Source organism: Stenotrophomonas rhizophila (assembly GCF_000661955.1).
Taxonomy (GTDB): Bacteria; Pseudomonadota; Gammaproteobacteria; order Xanthomonadales; family Xanthomonadaceae; genus Stenotrophomonas; species Stenotrophomonas rhizophila.
Map to the genome: position 1 here is coordinate 770,556 of NZ_CP007597.1, position 18,510 is coordinate 789,065.

Below are 18,510 nucleotides of genomic sequence, written 5' to 3' on the forward strand. Positions count from 1 at the left end.
CCTTCAAGATAGGGTTGACCTGGAGGTGCATAAAGGACTTCAATTTCCCAGCAAGTGGGACATTGTGTCCCCAATGGAGCGCGGTGATGCTGCCAGTGGAATCGTTGAACGGGCTGGTCACCTTCGTCACCACGGCGCGCTCGGCCACGTTCACCGAAGCGGCCGAGACCCTGGGCATCTCGCGCTCGGCGGTGGGCAAGGCGATCGCGCGGCTGGAGGAGCGCCTGGGCGTGCGGCTGTTCCATCGCACCACGCGGCGCATTTCGCTCACCGCCGATGGCCAGGCCTACTTCGCCTCCTGCGCCACCGCGCTGGAAGAGATCGCCTCGGCCGAGGCATGCCTGGGCTCGGCCTCGCACCTGCCGGCAGGCCGCCTGCGCATTGACATGCCGTCCTCGTTCGGGCGGCTGATGATCCTGCCGGTGCTGCTGCGCATCTGTGCCGAACACCCCGAACTGCAGCTCACCATGACGTTCACCGACCACTTCGTGGACCCGGTCGAAGAAGGCATCGACCTGTTGATCCGCTTCGGTGGGCTGGACCAGGCCCAGCACCTGGTTGCGCGACGGCTGGGCACCCAGCAGCTGATCACCTGCGCGTCGCCGGCCTACCTGGACAGGCACGGCACGCCCGCCACCGTGGACGACCTGCATGCGCATCGCAGCATCGTCGGCTATCGGTACGGCCAGCCGGTGGCGTGGCGGATCGGAGAAGACGCGGGGCAAGCGCGCTTCATTCCCAGCGGCACCCACCAGCTCAACGATGGCGATGCCGTGATCGAGGCGGCCATCGCCGGCTTGGGCATCTGCCAGATGCCGCACTTCCTGGTGAAGGGGCACCTGCAGACGGGCGCGTTGCAGCAGGTGCTGGGCCACTGCATGCAGCACCATGTGGAGATCCACGCGCTATGGCCGCAGACCCGGCACCTGCGCCCGAAGGTGCGCTACGTGGTGGATGCGCTGGCGACACTGGCCGATGCCGGTGCGTTCGACTGAGCCGGGCCGGTAGGCATCGGTTGTCAGTGCCGTGCCAAGCAGGCCATCATCAATGCCACCAACCACGGACGGGAGTGGAGATGCGCGGCGCACACGCAGTGATGAGCACGATCCGGTGCGGGCTGCCGATACTGCTGCTGGCAAGCCCGGCGGCGCAGGCCAGCCAGGCCGCAAGTACCGAGGCCATCTACATCGAATTTCTGTGGGCCAGGACACCGGTGGGGGCGTTGGCACGGCAACAGACGCGGCAGTTCGTTCTGGAAGGTGGTCCGGTGCACCAGGTGTGCGTCGCGGCGAATGCGCACGATACCGATGTGCAGGGCCTGACCCTGGCGATCCGCGACGGGGCTGGCATGGAGGTGTCCCGCAGCACCCATGCCGACTATCGCGGCCGCAAGCAGTGTTTCCCCGCAGAGCTGGGCCACGACGGCGCGCCCGGGCAGTGGACGGTGGACACGTGGCTGGGCGATGGACGCCATGCCAGCGCTACCGTGCGGGTGGATCGCACGCTGGATGATTCACCGTACATGCGCGACCCCGCCATCGCCTATGTGTACGGCCGCCCCAACTACGACGCGGACATTTCGCCCGCGGATTGGGTGGGACGGGTGGAATGGCAGATGGACGTGGACCCGCAGGGGCGCGTCACCCATGTGGCCATCGTCGCGGCCGAGGGCGTGGGCACGCGCCTGCGTGACCGGGCGATCGCTGCCGGTTACATCAGCCTGTTTCCGCCCGACGCCGCGCGCACGCAAACGCCGCTCCGTGCGCGGCGCGCGCTGACGTTCGCAGCGGAATGACACCGCCAATGGATGCACCATGATCAACGCGATTCATCGTGTCACCTGGGCAATTGTCGGCGTGCTGTGCCTGGGCGCGGCAAGCGCGTCGCCGCTGCATGAGCAGCTGAGCGTACCCCGCGTGGACGGAACCCTTCTGGATGTACAGGTGCACCGGCCTGCGTCGGCGGGAAAGGTGCCGTTGCTGGTCTTCATCGATGGCTCGCTGTGCATTCCGTCCACGCTCAACGACAGCGTGGCGTGGCTTCAGCAGCAGGTGGACGGCCCGCATCCTTTCGCCTTTGCCGTGATCGAAAAGCCCGGCACCGTCGTCCCGCCGCGCACTGCCGACGGTGGCATCGACATCGGCCCGGAGTTCCGCTGCAGCGACGCGTTCCGCCAGCACTACACCCTGGATCAACGCGTTATCGATCACCTGCGTGCGTTGCAGTATCTGCACCGCCACGCACCGTGGTGGAACGGCGCGCTGTGGATCTGGGGATTCTCCGATGGGGGGCGCATCGGCGCGCAGCTGGCCGCGTACGCGCCGCAGACTACGGCGGTGGCGCTGATCGGCTTCGGCGGCGGGACACCGATGGCCGAATCGATGCAGGACATGGTGTGTGCAGCCAACGGCACGCCAACCACCTGCCGCCAGGAACTGCGCGCCAGGATGGACACCATTCGCGCTGAGCCGGTGCCCGGCAAGGACTGGATGGGCGAGGCCAACACCTTCGCGGTCTGGGCCGGTCGCCTGGATGCGGTGGAGGCCAACGTGCTGCGGGATCTGCGTGCCCCGTTGCTGGTGGTGCACGGTGAGCGCGACGGCTCGGTGCCGGTGGCGTCGGCACGTAAGCTGGCCACGGCGATGCAGGGGGCGGGCGTTACCTTCCGCTACGTGGAGGTGCCCGGCATGCGGCACAGCCTGTGGAGTACGCCCACTGAGGCACAGGCGCTTGAGTTGCACCGGGACGTGCTGGACTGGTTGCATGGCACGCCCGCTGTCGAGGACGGCGGCGAAGGGTAGGAGGTTTCTGGCTCAGCCGAACCGCGCCGCCAACCGCGGCACCAGCGCCTCCACGTCGCCATCAACGTCGTCCCACGGCGCATCGATATCGGCGGCGTAATGGATCGTGGCCATGAGCGCGGCGTGGTCGGCTGCACTCGGCGCGTGCGCGCGCATTGCCTCGCCCAGCGCGACATGGTCCGGCTCCATGCCCTGGTGCTGAAACCAGGCCGCGCCTCCCGCCGCAAGCATGCCTTCGCCCTCCGCCGGCGTAGCGCCCAGCGGATGGGCGGCCAGGGAATCGGGGTCGCGCAGGGCGGCCAGGAAGCACGCCTGACCCTGCCCGATCAGCCAGCCGCGGAAGTAATCGAAGCCATCGTCGCTGCAGCCGTCGGTGATGATGTAGGCCGCCGCCCACAACCGGCTCTTGTATGACAGGGCATGGTAAATCTGGAAATACCCGCACCAGCGCAGGAGGGCATCGGCGTCCTGTGCGGCCAGGCGCTGGGTCAGCAGCGCGGGCAGGGCGTCCGGCGACGGGGCGTCCTGCCGGGCCTGCTCGATGAGGGTCCAGAATGCGTGGCGGTCCATGCGGGCGGTTCACGGGAGGGAGCACCGTTCTAGCCCATGGCCTGCGCCGAAGCAACCGCGCAGTGACCCGCGCGAGCGGTTGTGTATACTATCCCCCAGTATAGTTCTCTGGTCATTTGCCCGTGCCGCACTCCCCGGAAGAAAAGAAGAAGGTCCTGGCCCGCGTGCGCCGCATCCGCGGCCAGTGCGATGCGCTGGACCGGGCGCTGGACGCCGGGGCCGAGTGCGGGCCGGTGCTGCAGCAGATCGCGGCGATCCGCGGTGCGGTCAACGGGCTGATGTCCGAAGTGATGGAAGCCCACCTGCGTGAAGAATTCGGCCAGCCGGCGCAGTCCGATGCGCAGCGCGCCGAGCGTGTGCGCGACATGAGCGCGCTGATCCGTTCCTACCTGAAATAAGCGCGCGGACACCCGCGCGCGCACCTGTCTTGTTCCTTGCCTTGGAGAGTTCCCGATGAAATCCCGTGCCGCTGTAGCGTTTGGTCCCGGCCAGCCGTTGAAGATCGTCGAGATCGACGTCGCCCCGCCGAAGAAGGGCGAAGTGCTGGTCAAGATCACCCATACCGGTGTCTGCCATACCGATGCGTTCACCCTGTCCGGCGATGATCCGGAAGGCCTGTTCCCGGCCGTGCTGGGCCATGAAGGCGCCGGCATCGTGGTGGAAGTGGGCGAGGGCGTCACCAGCGTCGCGCCGGGCGACCACGTCATTCCGCTGTATACCGCCGAATGCGGTGAGTGCCTGTTCTGCACCTCGGGCAAAACCAACCTGTGCGTGGCCGTACGCGCCACCCAGGGCAAGGGCGTGATGCCCGATGGCACCACCCGCTTCAGCTACAACGGCGAGCCGATCTACCACTACATGGGCTGCTCGACCTTCAGCGAGTACACCGTGGTGGCCGAGGTCTCGCTGGCCAGGATCAACCCCGAGGCGAACCCGGAACACGTGTGCCTGCTGGGCTGCGGCGTCACCACCGGCATCGGCGCGGTGCACAACACCGCCAAGGTGCAGGAAGGCGATTCGGTGGCGGTGTTCGGGCTGGGTGGCATCGGCCTGGCGGTGATCCAGGGCGCGCGCCAGGCCAAGGCCGGCCGCATCTTCGCCATCGACACCAACCCGTCCAAGTTCGACCTGGCCAAGCAGTTCGGTGCCACTGACTGCGTCAACCCGAAGGACTTCGACAAGCCGATCCAGCAGGTGATCGTGGAGATGACCACCTGGGGCGTGGACCACACCTTCGAGTGCATCGGCAACGTCAACGTGATGCGTGCGGCACTGGAATGCGCGCACCGTGGCTGGGGCCAGTCGGTGATCATCGGCGTGGCCGGCTCGGGTCAGGAAATCTCGACCCGTCCGTTCCAGCTGGTCACCGGCCGCTCGTGGAAGGGCACCGCCTTCGGCGGCGTGAAGGGCCGCAGCCAGCTGCCGGGCATGGTCGAAGACGCCATGAAGGGCGACATCGAACTGGCGCCGTTCGTCACCCACACCATGGACCTGGAGCAGATCAACGAGGCCTTCGAGCTGATGCACGAAGGCAAGTCGATCCGCTCGGTGGTGCATTACTGAGCGGCCCATGGGACTGACCGACTTCTGGAAGCGTCCGGCCGTGCCGCTGCGTGATGCGCTGGTCGACCAGATCGAGCAGGCGTTGCGCGCGCTCGGCTGGTTGCAGGGGCCGGTCGGCGCGCCGCGTCACGTCGATTCACCGTTCGGCATCGACGAGATGCCCTTCGAACAGTGGCTGGTGCAGGTGTTCCTGCCGCGCCTGCACGAAGCACGCCGCGACGGGCAATGGCCGCCGCAGAGCCAGGTTGCGGTGGCGGCGCGGCGCAACCTGGATGGTCAGGACGAATGCGAGCCCTTGCTGCAGCTGCTTGCGCAGCTCGACCATGACATCAACACCGGCGGCGCGCCTGCGCGCGACCGCCCCTGAAGGAACTTCCATGGAACGCATCGAACATCGCGCCGCCTTCGGCGGTTGGCAGGACGTGTACCAGCACCGCTCGGCGGTGCTGGGTTGCGAGATGAAGGTGGCGGTGTACCTGCCGCCGCAAGCGGCCACGCAGACACTGCCGGTGCTGTACTGGCTGAGCGGGCTGACCTGCACCGAGCAGAACTTCATCACCAAGGCGGGCGCGCAGCGCTATGCGGCCGAGCATGGGGTCATTCTGGTAGCGCCGGACACCAGCCCGCGCGGTGACGACGTGGCCGACGCCGAGGGCTACGACCTGGGCAAGGGCGCGGGCTTCTACCTCAATGCCACCGAACAGCCGTGGGCGGCGCACTACCGCATGTACGACTACATCGTGGACGAACTGCCGGCGCTGGTGGAAGCGCATCTGCCGGCAAGCGGTGCGCGCAGCATCAGCGGGCATTCGATGGGCGGCCACGGTGCGTTGGTGATCGCGCTGAAGAACCCCGGCCGCTACCGCAGCGTGTCGGCGTTCTCGCCGATCGTGGCACCCACCCGCGTGCCGTGGGGCCAGAAGGCGTTCACCGCGTACCTGGGCGAAGACCGCAGCGGCTGGGCGGCGTGGGACGCCAGCGAACTGGTGGCCACCGCCGAAGAAAAGCTGCCGCTGCTGGTGGACCAAGGCGGTGGTGATGAATTCCTGGACACCCAGCTGCAGCCGCAGTGGCTGCAGGCCGCCTGCACCGCCGCAGGCCACCCGCTGCAGCTGCGCCTGCAGCCGGGGTACGACCACAGCTACTACTTCATCAGCACGTTCATCGGCGACCACATCGCGCACCACGCCAAGGCGCTGCACGCCTGATCGTAGAGCCGACCGTTGGTCGGCTGCACGCGGTGACGGAAGGGTAGAGCCGACCGTTGGTCGGCTGCACGCGATACCGGAACAAGGAACAGCCACCCATGGGGTGGCTCTACCGCCGCCTCAATCCTCGTCTTCTTCCGCGGCCTCGCGACCCTGCTGGCGGATCAACGCTTCTTCGCGCGCATCGTTGATGGCGTGGCGCACGCTGTCCAGGTCGATGGTGGTTTCGTCGTGCACGAAGGTGCCGGTGAGCGGGCTGTCGGGCAGCAGGTCGCCGGCCTCGAACAACGCCCACATCTCCTCGCCGTACCAGCTGTCCAGCAGCTCCGGCGCGAAACGCCCCAGGTAGGCGGTGAGGTTGTTGACGTCACGCAGCAGCATGCTGCGCGCGGCATTGTTGCCGCCGGCGCTGACCACCTGCGGGAAGTCGATCACCACCGGGCCATCCGGCCCCACCAGCACGTTGTACGGCGACAGATCGCCATGGATCAGCCCGCAGCACAGCATGCGCACCACCTGGCGGACCAGGGTCTGGTGGAAGTCGCGGGCCTGGTCGGCCTCCAGCTCAACTTCGCCCAGGCGCGCGGCGGAAAAGCCGTCGGCATCGGTCACCAGCTCCATCACCAGCACGCCGTGGTAGTAGCCATGCGGTTCGGGCACGCGCACACCGGCGTCGCGCAGCTGGTACAGCGCGTCCACCTCGGTGTTCTTCCAGGCCGTTTCCTGCTGCTTGCGACCGTACTTGCTGGCCTTGCCTACCGCACGCGCTTCACGGCTGCCGCGCACCTTGCGGCCTTCCTGGTACTGCACGCGCTGCTGGAAGCTGCGTTGGGCCATGTCCTTGTAGACCTTGGCACAGCGCACGTCGTCACCGCTGCGGACCACGTACACGGCCGCTTCCTTGCCGCTCTTGAGCGGGCGCAACACTTCATCGATCACGCCGTCGTCGATCAGCGCCTGCAAGCCTTGGGGGGTCTTCACGGAATCTCGGGTATGCGGCCGGCGCCAATGCGCCAGCCTGAAAGGGGGAGGGATTTTCGCATCTTCGGGGCGGGCCGGCCATCGGCGGCTGTTCAAGCGGGCCGCCGCACCGCCGGGCGGGCTCAGGGCAGCCGCTGCTCGCCGCGCAGCACCGGGTAGGGATTCAGCGAGGCGCCCTCCCACCAGTGCTTTTCCGGGCCCAGGGTATGGATCTCGAAGTGCAGGTGCGGGGCGGCCGGACTGGCATTGCCGGTGCTGCCGACGTAGCCGATGACCTGGCCGCGGGTGACGGTCTGCTTCTCGGCCAGGCCGTCGGCATAGCGCTCAAGGTGGGCGTAGTAGTAGCAATACCGCCCACCGGGCTCGAACTGGTACACCGTCAGCCCGCCGCGATCGCTGTTGAACAGCTTCTCGATGGTGCCATCGGCCACCGCCAGCACGGGGGTGCCGGCCGGCGCCAGAATGTCGATGGCATCGTGCACGCGGCCTTCGCTGCGGGCGTCGGTGAAGGTGTCCTGCAGCTGGGCGGCGGTGATGCCCTGCACCGGCAGCACCAGCGCGCTGCCGTCTGCCGGGCGGGCCGGTGCCGCAGCCGGAGCAAGCGTCAGCGGCGCTGCCGGTGCCGCACTGCTGGCCATCGCCGCTGGCGCCGCCCGGGTCGGGGCGGCCAGCGCCGCCGGATCAGCCGGGGGCGGCACCGGGACCGCAGCCGTGGCGTCCGCATCCGCGCGCGGGCCGTTCACCACCGGGCCCAGCCACCACCAGCCGGCGATCCCGACCACCAGTCCCAGTGCCAGCAGCTTGGTCAGTTTCATGCGGTCACTCCTGCATCACCACCGGCACCGACGCATCCACCGCGTCGGCCACCTGCAGCGCGTCCCAGTTGGTCATGCGCACGCAGCCGTGCGATTCGGTCTTGCCCACGTGGCCCGGCTCGGGCGTCCCGTGCAGGCCGTAATGCGGCTTGGAAATATCGATCCAGACCCGGCCCACCGGGTTGTTCGGGCCCGGCGGCAACAGCGCCTTGCTTTCCTTCTTGCTGGCATCCCAGAACAGCTTGGGGTTGTAGTGGAACGTGGGGTCGCGCGAGATGCCCAGGATCTTCCACTTACCGATCGGCAGCGGGTCGTGCTTGCTGCCCGAGGACACCGGGAACTGTGCGTACACCTTGCCCTGCGCGTCGTACAGGCGCAGCGTGGAATCGGACTTGTCGATCACCAGCTTGGCTGCCTTCGGCAACGCCGCCTGTGCGATGTTGGGTACCTGGATCTCGCTGCCGGCCTTGGCCAGGTCCACGCCGGGGTTGAGCGCGCGCAGCAGTTCGGGCGCGGCGTGGAAGCGTTCGCCCAGCGCCTCGTCCACCGATGCGTAGCCAAGCGCCTTCAGTTTGGCCTGCTCGGCCGGTTTCTTCGGAATGGGCGCGAACGGGCCGGCCACATCCTCGGCAGTGAGCGTGTAGCGCGCCAGCACCGGGGTTGCGTCCGGCTGCAGCGCCTGCCAGGTGGCGTCATCCAGCTCGCCGGTCACTTTTAGTCCACGTGCGGCCTGGAAGCCGGCCACCGCGCGCTTCTGGTTGGAGCCGGTCAGCCCGTCGATCTGGCCGGGCGAGAAATGCGCGCGATCCAGCAGCACCTGCGCGTGCAGGTCCGAACGCGGGCCGGTGGCGGGTGTGCTGCTTTCGGCAACCGGTGCGGGCAGGGCAGCCGGTTGCTGGGCAAATGCGGGCGTAGCGCTGGCAAGGGCCAGCACCAGCAGCGAAACGGTGGCAGTGGGACGCAACGGCATTGACTACTCCAGGGCGGGCTCACCTGCACCATGCCGCAGCGGTGTGCACGGCTGTTGTGAAAACGCTGACGCGCAGCTGAGCGCAGCGGCGAGCGCGTGCAGGCGCCGTGAAGTGGCGCGCGCGGCTGCACCGGGTGCAGGGCAAAGGCGGTATCGTGGGTCCACATCGCATCCGGGCGGGGATGGCATGGCAGCTGTGTTGGCGGCGTTGTACATCGTGTGCCACGGATTGGCCCTGGTGCTGTTGCCGGGCCATGCGCAGGCGGTGTCGTTCTCGTTCCTGATCGGTGCGCCGGTGTTGGCCGCCCTGGCTTGTCTGTGGCGGATGCTGCACAGCCAGGCGCGGGTGGGGTGGCTGGCCTTGAGCGCCGGCATGCTGCTGTGGGTCGGTGGCATGGCGCTGAACATGTACCAGGAAATCGGCCTGGGCACGCCCGATGCAACCCCCGGGGTGAGCATGCTGTTGTACGTGCTGTACGGGGTGCCGTTGACGTTTGCGATGGCCCATCCGCGTTACGAGCCGTGGTACCTGGTGGTCATCGACGGCGCGCTGGCCCTGCTGCTGGGCTATCTGTTCTTCGTGCACACCTTCTCGTTCGCCACGATGAGCGATGCCCCCGAGCAGGGCATCAACAGCCTGCGCCTGATGTTCGACATCGAAAACCTGTTCATCGCCGCCTTCGCGCTGGTGCGCTACCTGGCCAGCGAGGACGCATCGCGGCGCATCTTCTTCCGCGCCCTGACCGCCTTCGCCTGGGTGTACATGGGCGTGGCAGCCTACATCAACCATGTCGCCACCGAGGCCAGTTACGGTGGCCTGACCGATCTGATCATCGACATTCCGTTCCTGCTGTTGGCTTGCCTGGCGCTGCGCCGTGGCGACGCGGTGGCCATGGACGCGCGGCGACGCCTGGCCCTGGCGGTGCGTGCCGGCAGCCCGTTGATCCTGCCGGCGGCCTTGCTGGTGGTGTCGGCCTTGATGGTGGAGGCACACCCGCACCTGGCCGTGGTCGGCTTCGCGCTGGCCACGCTGGGATCGGGCCTGCGCGGGGTGGTGATGCAGGTGCGCGCGATGGAACGCCAGGATCAGTTGAACGTGCTGGCGCGGGTGGATGCACTGACCGGTGTGGCCAACCGCCGCCAGTTCGATCAGGTGCTGCAGGCGGAGTGGAGCCGCGCGCGACGCAGCGGCCAGGGCATGGCGTTGCTGATGGTGGACATCGATCATTTCAAGGAATTCAACGACCGCTTCGGCCACCCGCTGGGCGACGCCTGCCTGCGTGCCGTGGCCACCGCGCTGTCCGGATGCGCTACCCGTGGCACCGACGTGGTGGCCCGCTACGGCGGCGAGGAGTTTGCGGTGGTGGTGTCAGGTACCACCCGCGACGGCGCGCTGGCCCTGGCCGAGACCATGCGCCTGGCGGTGGAGCGGTTGCGGCTGGCCACCGCCGATCCGATCGGCAGCGTGGGTGTCACCATCAGCATCGGGATGGCGCACGTGGCGCAGGTAACCTCGGCCGACCCCATCGCGTTGCTGGCCGCTACCGATGCCGCGTTGTACGAGGCCAAGCGCGCCGGCCGCAATCGCGTGGTGGAAGGTCGGCTGCCCGAGGCGCACGCTCAACCGTAGATCCGTATCCCGCACGACAGTCAGCTGCGTACCCAGGCAGCCGGATCGAGCAGGCGCAGGCCCACCGGTGACAGCGTGGTCAGGCGCAGGCCAAGGTCGGCTTGGCGTGCGGCGTGGGCGCACTGGGCCAACTGGTCGCGCAGCGCCACCATGGCATCGCCGTCGTGGTGTGCACGCGGGCGCGGATGGCGCCATTGCGAGAGTCGGCGTACGCAGGCCAGCAGGTCCAGTTCGGTGGCGCCGATGAACGGCGAGCCGGGTTGCAGCAGTTCGATCGGCGCGTGGCCGGTGCGCAGCAGTGGCACCAACGCAGTGAAGGCGCCGACGCCGTCGGCATCCAGGCCAAGGCCGCCCAGCAATGCGACGGCATCATCGCGGGTCGCGGGGTCGGCCACGCGGCGCAGCGCGCACAGCAGGCGTTGCTCGACGGCATTGCATCGCCTGCCGATCGACTGGTAGCTGACGCGGGTGGGGGACATGGGGGTGCGATAGGGCATGGGCGGCCTGCGAGGGGGTCAGGGACCGGCGTCGCGGACCTCGACCAGCACCGGGCACGGGGCGTGGTCGATGGTCCATTGGCCGACGGAGCGTTCAAACAAGCGCTCCATCCGGGAAAGATGCCGGTGGCCGATGACAATCAGGTCGCAGTCGTGCTCGCGGGCGTAATCGCACAGGACCTGGGCCGGTTCCCCGGCCGGGTGGCTGGCCACGCCATCGATGCCGCGCTCGCGCAGCTGGTCCAGCGCGGTGGTCAGCAGGTGCACGGCCTGCTGGCGCTGGGCGTCGGCGGCCGCGTACTCGGTGCGATCGGCGCGCGGGGCATCGTCGGCCAGCGCAAAGGCCGGGTCCAGTACGCACAGCAGGTGCAGGCGGGTGTGCGGGGTGGCCAGCGACCCGGCCAGTGCCAGCACCTGGGCGTGCTGGGGGCCGCCGTCGATGGCGACCAGGATGGAGGTGAACATGCGGCATCTCGCAAGGGGGACGGGGATGGTCGCGCAAAGCACCGCGCGCACCCATGCCGTGCGCCGCAGGCATGGATTGCGCCAAACGCATGAATCCTCGAATTGGCATGCCGTAAAGTGACTGCCATCCCCCCTGTGTGCCACCGCCATGCCTGACCTGAACCTGCTGCTTGCCTTGGACGTGCTGATCGAGGAGGGCAGCGTGGTCGGCGCTGCGCGGCGGATGAACCTGAGCGCGCCGGCGATGAGCCGCACCCTGGGGCGCATCCGCGAGGCGGTGGGCGACCCGGTGCTGGTGCGCTCGGGCCGGGGGCTGGCGCCCACCCCGCGCGCGCTGCAACTGCGCGAGCAGGTGCGCGAGGTGATCGAACAGGCGCACCTGGTGTTCAACGCCGGCCGCGAGGTCGACATGCTGACCCTGGAGCGCACCTTCAGCATCCGCGCCAACGATGTGTTCGTGGGTACCTACGGCGGCCGCATGCGCGAGTTGTTCCAGTCCCAGGCACCGCGCGCAGTGCTGCGCTTCGTGCCCGAAGGCGACGGCGATGACGATGCCATGCAGCAGGGCCGCATCGACCTGCACATCAGCACCGCCGGCAAGCACGGTGCCGACACCAAGGTGCAGAACCTGTTCAGTACCTCCTTCTTCGGGGCCGCGCGCGAGGACCACCCGCTGTTCGCCGACGAGATCACCGTGCAGCGGTTCGTCGCCTACGACCACATCGCGGTGTCGCGGCGCGGGCGCGCGCATGGGCCGATCGACGATTACCTGACCACGCAGGGCCTGCAGCGCCGGGTGGCGCAGATCATGCCCACCTTCCATTCGGCGATCTTCGCCGCGGCCGATTCGGACCTGATCCTGCCGCAGATGCCGAGCGTGATGCTGGGGCGGCTGGAACGTCTGGGGGTGCCGCTGCGCCTGTTCGAGCTGCCGATTCCGGTCAGCACCGCCGTTGTGGTGCAGGCATGGCACCCACGCCTGGACAGCGATCTGGCGCATCGTTGGCTGCGCCGCAGCATCAAAGCCCTGTGTGACGCACAGTCAGGCCTGGCTTGAGTTGGGGACGCGGGCCGGGCGTGCAGGGTGACGCGCGAGACGTGCGCGTGACGCATTCCAGGATTGGCCGGCACAGCATTTTTCGCAGCATGCGCACTGCCTAGACTGCCGCTCCCCGTCGTGGAGTGGTTGCCATGTTCCTGCTGTATGCCGTGCACTGTGCCGTTAGCGGCGGTGCGCGATGAATGCGCTGAGCGCACCCGTGCCGGCCGCCGCTGCACCTGCCGCACCTGCCGCCCCGGCGTCGCCGCCGCAGGCCGTGCTGAGCCCGCGCCTGGCGGTCGGCCTGTGCGGCGTGCTGCTGGCGGTGCTGATCTCGGGCATCAACGAAAACGTCACCAAGGTCGCGCTGGCCGACATTCGCGGTGCGATGGGTTTCAGCGTCGATGCGGGCAGCTGGATCGTGGCGGTGTACACGGCGATGTCGGTCAGCGCGATGGCGTTCGCGCCGTGGTGTGCGGTGACGTTCTCGCTGCGTCGCTTTGCGATGTGCATGATCGGTGCGTTCATGCTGCTGGGCGTGCTCTGCCCGCTGGCGCCGGACCTGCCTTCTTTCCTGATCCTGCGCGCGCTGCAGGGCCTGGCCGGTGGCGCGTTGCCGCCGCTGCTGATGAGCGTGGCGCTGCGCTTCCTGCCGCCGGGCATCAAGTTGTACGGGCTGGCCGGCTATGCCCTCACCGCCACGTTCGGGCCCAGCCTGGGCACGCCGATGGCGGCGCTGTGGGTGGAATACGTGGGCTGGCACTGGGCCTTCTGGCAGATCGTGCCGTGGTGCGTCGCGGCCATCGCCATGGTCGGCTGGGGCCTGCCGCAGGATCCGCTGCGGCTGGAACGCTTTGCACAGTTCAACGGGTTGGGCCTGGCGTTGGGCCTGCCGGCGCTGGTGATGCTGGTGCTGGGCCTGGTGCAGGGGCCACGGCTGGACTGGTTCGCCTCGCCGCTGATCTGCACGCTGCTCGGCGGCGGCAGTGGCCTGCTCGTGCTGTTTTTCTACAACGAATGGTCGCACCCGCTGCCGTTCTTCAAGCTGCAGCTGCTGGCCAACCGCAACCTCAGCTACGCGCTGATCACCCTGGGCGGGGTGCTGTTCGTGCTGCTGGCGGTGATCCTGATTCCGTCCAGCTTCCTGGCCCAGGTGCAGGGCTACCGGCCGCTGCAGACCGCGCCGCTGATGCTGTGGGTGGCCATTCCACAGCTGCTGGCACTGCCGTTGGTGGCCACGCTGCTCAACCAGCGCCGGGTGGACTGCCGCTGGGTGCAGGCGACCGGGCTGGCGTTGCTGGCGCTGGCCTGTTGGCTGGGCAGCCACCTGGGCACCGACTGGAACCGCGACAACTTCGTGCTGCTGCAACTGGTGCAGATTCTTGCCCAGCCGATGGCGGTGCTGCCGCTGTTGCTGCTGGCCACCGGCAGCCTGGCGCCGGCCGATGGCCCGTTCGCATCGGCCTGGTTCAACACGGTCAAGGGCTTTGCCGCGGTGCTGGCCGGGGGCGTGCTTGAGGCGGTGACCACCGCGCGCAACCACCTGCATTCCACCGTGCTGGTGGACCGCCTGGGCAACGCGCCGTGGCTGGACGCTGCCGCCTCGCCGTCGCTGGGCGCGCGCCTGCATGCGCAGGTGGTCGCACTCACCGCCGCCGATCTCTACCTGCTGGTTGCCGTGGTCGCCGTCGCGTTGATCGCGCTGATTCCATGGCTGCCCACCCGCATCTTCCCGCCACGCGCCGTGGCTTGAATTCCAGGATATTTCCCATGAGCGACACCCGAAAACACGTTCCCTTCGTCATCGCCGCAGGCGTGCTGGTACTTGCCGTCGGCGGCTGGCTGCTGCTGCGCGACGGCCGCCACCAGCGCACCAACAATGCCTACGTCACCGCTGACTTCACTGTGGTGGCGCCCAAGGTGGCCGGCTTCGTCAGCGAGGTGCGCGTGGCCGACAACCAACCGGTGAAGGCCGGCGACGTGCTGGCCCGCATCGATGACCGCGACTACCAGGTGGCCCTGACCGCCGCGCGTGCCGACCTGGCCAATGCGCGTGCGCAGCTGGCCAATGCGCAGGCCGCGCTGGCCCAGCAGGATTCGCTGATCGACCAGGCGCGCGCCACGCTGGATGTGAGCCAGTCCGAACTGACCCTGGCCCAGGCCGACCAGCAGCGCTACGGTGCGCTGGCCCGCGACGGCGCCGGCACCGTGCAGAACGCGCAGCAGGCCCAGTCGCGCCAGGCCGTGGCCAGCGCGCACCTGCACCAGGGCCGGGCGGCGCTGCTTACCGCACGCCAACGCACCGGCATTCTCAGCGCCGGCGTGCAGGCCGCACAGGCGGCGGTGCAACGCGCCGAAGCGGCGCAGGCGCGGGCCGAACTGGACCTGTCGCACACCGAACTGCGCGCGCCGATCGACGGTGTGGTCGGCCGTCGCGCGATCCGCGTGGGCGCCTATCTCACCCCGGGCACGGCGGTGCTGGCGGTGGTGCCGCTGCAGCAGGCGTTCGTGGTGGCCAACTTCCAGGAAACCCAGCTCACCCGCATGCGCGCGGGGCAGGCGGTGGACCTGCAGGTGGATATGTTCCCCGGCCAGCCGCTGCATGGCCACATCGACAGCATCGCCCCGGCCACGGGCGTGACCTTCGCGGCGGTGGCCCCTGAAAACGCCACCGGCAACTTCACCAAGGTGGTGCAGCGGGTGCCGGTCAAGATCCTGCTGGACAAGGACCAGCCGTTGCTCGGCCAGCTGCGTGCGGGCATGTCGGTGGAGGCCAGCGTCGACCTGGACAGCGGGCATCGCGGCCTTGAAGGAGCGGGCGCATGACCGGCAAAGTAACCTGGCGCGCGCTTCCGCTGGGCGTGCTCTGTGCGGCGTTGACGGCCTGCACCCTGGGCCCCGACTTTGTGCGCCCGACCGCGCAGCTGCCCGCCGGCTGGCAGGGCGCTGCGGTCAGCGCGGACGCCCTGGCCAGCGATGCACAGTGGTGGGCCGGCTTCGAGGATCCCACCCTGGCCGCGTTGGCCGCGCAGGCGCTGCAGGCCAACCTGGACATCCAGCTGGCCGCCAACCGCGTGCAGCAGAGCCGTGCCGCGCGCGGCGTCGTCGCGGCCGACCGCGTTCCCAGCGTCAGTGCCACCGCCAGCGGCGTACGGGCACGCAACAGCGAAGTGGGCCTCAACGATCCGTCCGGCAACGGCGGGCGGGAGGATTACGGCCTGTTCCAGGCTGGTATCGGCATGAGCTGGGAGCTGGACCTGTGGGGCCGCGTGCGGCGCCAGGTGGAGGCAGCCGACGCGCGCATCGAGATCGCCGCTGAGGACGCCCATGCGATGCAGACCGCGGTGTTGGCCGAAACCGCGCGCGACTACCTGCAGCTGCGCGCGACCCGCCAGCTGCTGGCCATCACCGAGGACAACCTGCGCATCGCGCGCGACATCGCGCGGTTGACCCGCGTGCGCCAACGCCAAGGCGTGGCCAGCAGCCTGCAGGTGGCCAGTGCCGCGGCCCAGGTAGCGGCGCTGGAGGCGCGCCTGGCACCGCTGCGCCATCGCGATGCGCAGTTGCGCAATGCCTTGGCGATGCTGCTGGCCCAACCCCCGCAGGCGCTGGATGCCCGCTTGGCCGACATCCGCCGCGACTGGCCGGTGTTGCCCGCGATGGCCACCGGGCTACCCAGCGAACTGGCCGAGCGCCGCCCGGACATCCGGCGCGCCGAAGCGGCCCTGCATGCGGCCACCGCCTCCATCGGCGTGGCCAAGGCCAGCTTCCTGCCGCGCATCACCCTCAACGGCGACATCGGCTACCAGGCGCAGCAGCTGGACGATCTGGACGGCTGGAACGCGCATCGCTTCAGCATCGGGCCGGCGATCAGCCTGCCGATCTTCCAGGGTGGCCGACTCAAGGCCAACCTCGCCGTGAGCCGGCTGCAGCAGCAACAGGCGGCGCTCCAGTTCCAGCGCACCGTGCTGCAGGCCTGGCATGAAGTGGATGATGCGATCGACGGCTACGCCGCCGAGCAGCAACGCGGTACCGCGCTGCAGGTGGCGGTGGACCAGAGCGAACGCGCGCTGGACGCGGCGCGGCGCCAGTACCAGGCGGGCGTGGTCGACATGCTGGACGTGCTCACCACCCAGCGCATCGCGCTGGACAACCAAGCGGCCTTGGCCAACAGCCAGGCCACCGCGGCCATGGCGCGGGTGGATCTGTACCGCGCGCTGGGCGGCGGCTGGCACGACACCCGGTAGTGCCGGCCGCTGGCCGGCAACCCGCAATGTCACAACACCCGGTAGTGCCGGCCGCTGGCCGGCAACCCGCCATGTCGCAACACCCGGTAGTGCCGGCCGCTGGCCGGCACCCAGCAATGTCACAACACCCGGTAGTGCCGGCCGCTGGCCGGCAACCCGCAATGTCACAACACCCGGTAGTGCCGGCCGCTGGCCGGCACCCAGCAATGTCACAACACCCGGTAGTGCCGGCCGCTGGCCGGCACCCAACCTCAACGCACGTCGCGCAGTTCCCAGTGGTGCCCGGCCAGCATGCGCAGGCGCTGCTTGAACACATCGCTGTCGATGCGGGTGGTCACCACCAGGTTGATGCGCAGGTCATCCTGCGCGCCGGTCACGGTGGCATCGGGGTCGGTGGCGCCCCACTGCGACTCGACCGCGTCCGGGTCGGGCTGCTTGGCGCGCCACTTCTCGAACAGGGCGGTGCTGCGCAGGGCGTCCTGCAGCTCCTCGGCGAAGCCGGCCGCGCTCTGCGAGTGGAAGGACAGGTCTGGATCGTTGCCGCGGGCCTTGGAGGGGTCCGGCAGGCTGATGTGGTACTGCGACATGGTCATCTCCGTTGAAGGCTGCAAGGCTGGCAGAAACGCGGTGGATTTGGCGTGCAGATCGCGGCGGTTGTTGCCGGGCAGAGCCCGGCAATAACCGCTGAAGACCGGCACTACGCGCTGAAGGTATGCGGCCCGTCGGCAAACCCCACCGTGAGTGCGCCCTTGCCCACGTTGACCATGCCGGTCAGGCTCATCACCGCTTCGAACATCTGCACGCCGTGCGCCTCGCAGGTCTGGCGCAGGCTGGCATAGCCCGGCAGCGCCTGCAGGTCGGCCAGCTCGCCGCCATAACTGACGCACACGGTGGGGGTCATCAGCCCGGCCTTGACCCGCTGGCCGACGAAGTCGAACAGCTTCTGTACCGCGTTGTCGAAGCCCTTGATCTTGGCCACCGGGCCGGTCTCACCGCGGTACCCGTGCAGCACCGGCTTGATGTCCAGTGCACTGCCCAGCGCCGCGCTGAGCAGGCCCACGCTGCGGTCCCCCTTGTGGCGTGCGCGGGCGCGCATGTAGTACAGGTCGCGGGTGACCATGTAGCCGTGCACGTTCTGCGCCAGCATTTCCAGCCGCTCGCGGATCTGCTGCACGCTGGCCCCGCTCTCGCGCAGGCGCACCGCTTCCACCGCGGTCACGCCCTGGGCGGCGAACAGGTTCTGGGTATCCAGCACCCGCAGCGCGAAGGGCGAGTTGAAGCCTGCCGCCTGGCGCACCGGCTTGTAGTCGTTGAGGATCGCGAAGCTCGCCTGCATCGCGTTGTCGTGGATGGGGCTGCGGGTCTTGGTGATCGTCATGCAGAACACATGGTCGTAATCGATCACCAGCTTGCCCAGGAACAGGTCGCGGATCTGGGTGACGCTGAACGGAATCGTCTCCGCTTCGGCGCCGTGTTCGGCTACATGGGCGTGCAGGAAACTGAGCGTGGCCTGCTCGTCGCGGTGGTCGGCAAGCACGGCTTCGCCGATGCGCACCGTGATCGGCAGCAGCACGATGTTGTGTTGTTCAATGAAGTCCTGCGGCAAATCGCAGGCAGAGTCGACGACGATTCCGATGCGCATCCTGAGCCCCCCTCCGGGCAGGTTGTAGGTTCGGAACTGTGAAAGCTATCCCAAAACCGCCGCCGCTGCCTGACCGGGGACC

General features: G+C 68.7%; 20 protein-coding genes. 12 read left to right on the plus strand and 8 right to left on the minus strand.

The genetic code is table 11. From position 1 onward, the window contains the following. Window positions 1–86 precede the first annotated feature (86 nt). The 3 genes from DX03_RS03245 to DX03_RS03255 all read left to right on the plus strand — a co-directional run bounded on the left by DX03_RS03245 (window position 87) and on the right by DX03_RS03255 (window position 2,801). Window positions 87–995, plus strand: coding sequence for a LysR family transcriptional regulator (locus tag DX03_RS03245; RefSeq protein ID WP_038686292.1), 909 nt, complete (start codon window positions 87–89; stop codon window positions 993–995). An 80-nt stretch (window positions 996–1,075) separates the two neighbouring features. Further along, window positions 1,076–1,795 (plus strand): hypothetical protein, encoded by a 720-nt coding sequence (locus DX03_RS21380; protein WP_244880174.1) that lies wholly within the window; start codon window positions 1,076–1,078, stop codon window positions 1,793–1,795. Between the two features lie 19 nt (window positions 1,796–1,814). Next, the gene (locus DX03_RS03255) at window positions 1,815–2,801 is read left to right on the plus strand and encodes an alpha/beta hydrolase family protein (RefSeq protein ID WP_038686294.1); all 987 of its coding nucleotides are present in this window, start codon (window positions 1,815–1,817) and stop codon (window positions 2,799–2,801) included. A 12-nt stretch (window positions 2,802–2,813) separates the two neighbouring features. Here the strand turns inward: DX03_RS03255 and DX03_RS20355 are convergent, their stop codons facing one another. Next, window positions 2,814–3,371 (minus strand): DUF4240 domain-containing protein, encoded by a 558-nt coding sequence (locus DX03_RS20355; RefSeq protein WP_051598730.1) that lies wholly within the window; start codon window positions 3,369–3,371, stop codon window positions 2,814–2,816. A gap of 122 nt (window positions 3,372–3,493) precedes the next feature. On the opposite strand from DX03_RS20355, the gene DX03_RS03265 reads away from it, so the two are divergent. From DX03_RS03265 to fghA, 4 genes are read left to right on the plus strand one after another with little or no spacing between them, the layout of a single operon-like run. Further along, complete coding sequence (locus DX03_RS03265) at window positions 3,494–3,769, plus strand: metal/formaldehyde-sensitive transcriptional repressor (RefSeq protein WP_038691827.1); 276 nt, start codon at window positions 3,494–3,496, stop codon at window positions 3,767–3,769. Between the two features lie 55 nt (window positions 3,770–3,824). Further along, complete coding sequence (locus DX03_RS03270) at window positions 3,825–4,934, plus strand: S-(hydroxymethyl)glutathione dehydrogenase/class III alcohol dehydrogenase (RefSeq protein ID WP_038686296.1); 1,110 nt, start codon at window positions 3,825–3,827, stop codon at window positions 4,932–4,934. Between the two features lie 7 nt (window positions 4,935–4,941). Beyond that, window positions 4,942–5,301 carry a YqcC family protein gene (locus tag DX03_RS03275; protein ID WP_038686297.1) on the plus strand — a complete coding sequence of 120 codons (360 nt, stop codon included), beginning with the start codon at window positions 4,942–4,944 and terminating at the stop codon, window positions 5,299–5,301. Between the two features lie 10 nt (window positions 5,302–5,311). Further along, complete coding sequence (gene fghA / locus DX03_RS03280; RefSeq protein WP_038686298.1) at window positions 5,312–6,142, plus strand: S-formylglutathione hydrolase; 831 nt, start codon at window positions 5,312–5,314, stop codon at window positions 6,140–6,142. Between the two features lie 120 nt (window positions 6,143–6,262). Here fghA and DX03_RS03285 read toward each other — a convergent pair whose 3' ends face one another. The 3 genes from DX03_RS03285 to DX03_RS03295 form a co-directional block, all read right to left on the minus strand. Continuing rightward, on the minus strand, window positions 6,263–7,123 hold the full coding sequence (locus DX03_RS03285; RefSeq protein ID WP_038686301.1) for a PA4780 family RIO1-like protein kinase: 861 nt from the start codon (window positions 7,121–7,123) through the stop codon (window positions 6,263–6,265). A 122-nt stretch (window positions 7,124–7,245) separates the two neighbouring features. After that, a complete protein-coding gene (locus DX03_RS03290) occupies window positions 7,246–7,938 on the minus strand; it encodes a M23 family metallopeptidase (protein WP_038686302.1) in 693 nt (230 codons plus the stop codon). A 4-nt stretch (window positions 7,939–7,942) separates the two neighbouring features. Beyond that, complete coding sequence (locus tag DX03_RS03295) at window positions 7,943–8,908, minus strand: L,D-transpeptidase family protein (RefSeq protein WP_038686304.1); 966 nt, start codon at window positions 8,906–8,908, stop codon at window positions 7,943–7,945. 187 nt (window positions 8,909–9,095) lie between these two features. On the opposite strand from DX03_RS03295, the gene DX03_RS03300 reads away from it, so the two are divergent. After that, on the plus strand, window positions 9,096–10,538 hold the full coding sequence (locus DX03_RS03300) for a GGDEF domain-containing protein (protein WP_051598731.1): 1,443 nt from the start codon (window positions 9,096–9,098) through the stop codon (window positions 10,536–10,538). A gap of 20 nt (window positions 10,539–10,558) precedes the next feature. Here the strand turns inward: DX03_RS03300 and DX03_RS03305 are convergent, their stop codons facing one another. Together DX03_RS03305 and DX03_RS03310 are read right to left on the minus strand one after the other, a co-directional pair. Next, a complete protein-coding gene (locus DX03_RS03305) occupies window positions 10,559–11,017 on the minus strand; it encodes a hypothetical protein (protein ID WP_244880175.1) in 459 nt (152 codons plus the stop codon). A 36-nt stretch (window positions 11,018–11,053) separates the two neighbouring features. Beyond that, complete coding sequence (locus DX03_RS03310; protein ID WP_038686308.1) at window positions 11,054–11,500, minus strand: universal stress protein; 447 nt, start codon at window positions 11,498–11,500, stop codon at window positions 11,054–11,056. Window positions 11,501–11,648: 148 nt separating this feature from the next. On the opposite strand from DX03_RS03310, the gene DX03_RS03315 reads away from it, so the two are divergent. The 4 genes from DX03_RS03315 to DX03_RS03330 all read left to right on the plus strand — a co-directional run bounded on the left by DX03_RS03315 (window position 11,649) and on the right by DX03_RS03330 (window position 16,786). Next, a complete protein-coding gene (locus DX03_RS03315) occupies window positions 11,649–12,557 on the plus strand; it encodes a LysR family transcriptional regulator (RefSeq protein ID WP_038686309.1) in 909 nt (302 codons plus the stop codon). A gap of 181 nt (window positions 12,558–12,738) precedes the next feature. Next, window positions 12,739–14,292: an MFS transporter gene (locus DX03_RS03320; RefSeq protein ID WP_038686311.1), complete on the plus strand. Its 1,554-nt coding sequence runs from the start codon at window positions 12,739–12,741 to the stop codon at window positions 14,290–14,292. Between the two features lie 17 nt (window positions 14,293–14,309). Continuing rightward, a complete protein-coding gene (locus DX03_RS03325) occupies window positions 14,310–15,365 on the plus strand; it encodes an HlyD family secretion protein (RefSeq protein ID WP_038686313.1) in 1,056 nt (351 codons plus the stop codon). Then, entirely contained in the window at window positions 15,362–16,786 is a 1,425-nt protein-coding gene (locus DX03_RS03330; protein ID WP_038686315.1) for an efflux transporter outer membrane subunit, read from the plus strand. The genes DX03_RS03325 and DX03_RS03330 overlap by 4 nt, the downstream gene beginning before the upstream one ends. Window positions 16,787–17,037: 251 nt before the next feature. On the opposite strand, the gene DX03_RS03335 is transcribed toward DX03_RS03330, so the two are convergent. Continuing rightward, window positions 17,038–17,379 carry a hypothetical protein gene (locus tag DX03_RS03335; protein ID WP_038686317.1) on the minus strand — a complete coding sequence of 114 codons (342 nt, stop codon included), beginning with the start codon at window positions 17,377–17,379 and terminating at the stop codon, window positions 17,038–17,040. A 104-nt stretch (window positions 17,380–17,483) separates the two neighbouring features. Beyond that, window positions 17,484–18,428, minus strand: coding sequence for a DegV family protein (locus DX03_RS03340; protein ID WP_038686319.1), 945 nt, complete (start codon window positions 18,426–18,428; stop codon window positions 17,484–17,486). Window positions 18,429–18,510 lie beyond the last annotated feature (82 nt).

Coding starts and splice junctions, on each gene's coding strand:
- DX03_RS03245 (WP_038686292.1), top strand. CDS start 87: ATGCTGCCAGTGGAATCGTTGAACGGGCTGGTCACCTTCGTCACCACG.
- DX03_RS21380 (WP_244880174.1), top strand. CDS start 1,076: ATGCGCGGCGCACACGCAGTGATGAGCACGATCCGGTGCGGGCTGCCG.
- DX03_RS03255 (WP_038686294.1), top strand. CDS start 1,815: ATGATCAACGCGATTCATCGTGTCACCTGGGCAATTGTCGGCGTGCTG.
- DX03_RS20355 (WP_051598730.1), bottom strand. CDS start 3,371: ATGGACCGCCACGCATTCTGGACCCTCATCGAGCAGGCCCGGCAGGAC.
- DX03_RS03270 (WP_038686296.1), top strand. CDS start 3,825: ATGAAATCCCGTGCCGCTGTAGCGTTTGGTCCCGGCCAGCCGTTGAAG.
- DX03_RS03275 (WP_038686297.1), top strand. CDS start 4,942: ATGGGACTGACCGACTTCTGGAAGCGTCCGGCCGTGCCGCTGCGTGAT.
- fghA (WP_038686298.1), top strand. CDS start 5,312: ATGGAACGCATCGAACATCGCGCCGCCTTCGGCGGTTGGCAGGACGTG.
- DX03_RS03290 (WP_038686302.1), bottom strand. CDS start 7,938: ATGAAACTGACCAAGCTGCTGGCACTGGGACTGGTGGTCGGGATCGCC.
- DX03_RS03295 (WP_038686304.1), bottom strand. CDS start 8,908: ATGCCGTTGCGTCCCACTGCCACCGTTTCGCTGCTGGTGCTGGCCCTT.
- DX03_RS03300 (WP_051598731.1), top strand. CDS start 9,096: ATGGCAGCTGTGTTGGCGGCGTTGTACATCGTGTGCCACGGATTGGCC.
- DX03_RS03305 (WP_244880175.1), bottom strand. CDS start 11,017: ATGTCCCCCACCCGCGTCAGCTACCAGTCGATCGGCAGGCGATGCAAT.
- DX03_RS03310 (WP_038686308.1), bottom strand. CDS start 11,500: ATGTTCACCTCCATCCTGGTCGCCATCGACGGCGGCCCCCAGCACGCC.
- DX03_RS03315 (WP_038686309.1), top strand. CDS start 11,649: ATGCCTGACCTGAACCTGCTGCTTGCCTTGGACGTGCTGATCGAGGAG.
- DX03_RS03320 (WP_038686311.1), top strand. CDS start 12,739: ATGAATGCGCTGAGCGCACCCGTGCCGGCCGCCGCTGCACCTGCCGCA.
- DX03_RS03325 (WP_038686313.1), top strand. CDS start 14,310: ATGAGCGACACCCGAAAACACGTTCCCTTCGTCATCGCCGCAGGCGTG.
- DX03_RS03330 (WP_038686315.1), top strand. CDS start 15,362: ATGACCGGCAAAGTAACCTGGCGCGCGCTTCCGCTGGGCGTGCTCTGT.
- DX03_RS03335 (WP_038686317.1), bottom strand. CDS start 17,379: ATGACCATGTCGCAGTACCACATCAGCCTGCCGGACCCCTCCAAGGCC.
- DX03_RS03340 (WP_038686319.1), bottom strand. CDS start 18,428: ATGCGCATCGGAATCGTCGTCGACTCTGCCTGCGATTTGCCGCAGGAC.